Source organism: Phenylobacterium sp. (assembly GCF_030693805.1).
GTDB lineage: Bacteria > Pseudomonadota > Alphaproteobacteria > Caulobacterales > Caulobacteraceae > Phenylobacterium.
On the sequence record NZ_JAUXZW010000174.1, the window covers coordinates 1 to 1318 of the forward strand.

At 63.2% G+C, this 1318-nt stretch carries 2 protein-coding genes; both read right to left on the reverse strand.

The genetic code is table 11. The features are described 5' to 3' along the window. Positions 1 to 610 (reverse strand): fumarylacetoacetate hydrolase family protein (locus tag Q8M88_RS07260; RefSeq protein ID WP_305595868.1); only part of this gene is annotated, 610 nt, incomplete at its 3' end. 11 nt (positions 611 to 621) lie between these two features. Continuing rightward, positions 622 to 1318: 4-hydroxy-2-oxovalerate aldolase (gene dmpG, locus Q8M88_RS07265; protein ID WP_305595869.1), on the reverse strand; the 697-nt coding region annotated here is incomplete at its 5' end.

The following is a 1318-nucleotide window of genomic DNA, read 5'->3' on the forward strand; positions in this document are numbered from 1 at the left end:
GCGCATGCGGGTCGGCGATCTCGTCGTCAGTGACCACCCACGGGCCGATGGGGCCATGCGTGTCAAAGGACTTGCCCAGCGTGAAGGTCGGGCTGGCCTGCTGCCAGTCTCTCGCGGTCACGTCATTGGCCACAAAGTAGCCACCGACAACCGAACGCGCATCTTCAATCGACACATAGCGGCAACGTTTGCCGATCACCACACCCAGTTCGGCCTCGTAGTCCACTTTGTCAGAGACCCGCGGAATGACCACTGGGTCGAAGGGACCGTGGATGCAGGTGACCTGTTTGTTGAACCAGAGTTGTGTTTTGGGCACTTGCAGACCCGCGCGCCGCGCTTCCTCCGCATGGTCCTCGTAGTTCATGCCGATAGCCAGGTACTTGCGGGCTTCCGGTACGGGCGCTTCCAGATGCACTTCGCTCAGCGAATGGCCTGCTGGCCCTGCCTGTATCGCCTTGGCCAGACGGTCAAGCAAGCCTGCCCCCGCTGAAAGCACCTCACTAATGGTTGCTGGCGCATCAGGCACCAGTTCGCCCAAAGCGACAACACGATGGTGGTGCACGACGCCGATGGCAGTGCGGCCGTTGACGGTGTATCGAGCCAGTTTCATGGTGACTTTCCTCAGGCAGCTTCACTCATGGTGGGCTGGGCATGGATGCGGTCATGCTCCGCCTGCTTGAGCAGGTCCAGTGCGACGTCCACGATCATGTCCTCCTGCCCGCCAACCATGCGCCGCTGGCCGAGCTCGACCAGGATGTCGACGGTTTTGAGCCCGTACTTCTTGGCAGCTGCTTCCGAGTGGCGCAGAAAGCTGGAGTAGACGCCTGCATAACCCAGCGCCAGCGTCTCGCGGTCCACGCGCACCGGGCGATCCTGCAACGGGCGCACGATGTCGTCGGCCGCGTCCATCAGTGTGTACAGGTCGGTGCCGTGGTGGCAGCCCATGCGCTCGGCCGCCGCGATGAACACCTCCAGCGGTGCGTTGCCGGCACCAGCGCCCATGCCCGCCAGGCTGGCGTCCACCCGATCGCAGCCCTCTTCCACCGCAACGATCGAATTGGCCACGCCCAGGCTCAGGTTGTGGTGGGCGTGCATGCCGGTCTGTGTTTCTGGCTTGAGCACATCCTTGAAGGCACGGAAACGGTCGCGCACGTCGTTCATGCTCAGCGCCCCGCCAGAGTCGACCACGTAGCAACAGGTGGCGCCATAGCTCTCCATCAGCTTGGCCTGCTGGGCCAGCCCTTCAGGCGTCTGCATGTGGCTCATCATCAGGAAGCCCACGGCTTCCATGCCGAGGTGGCGGGCGTATTCGATGTGC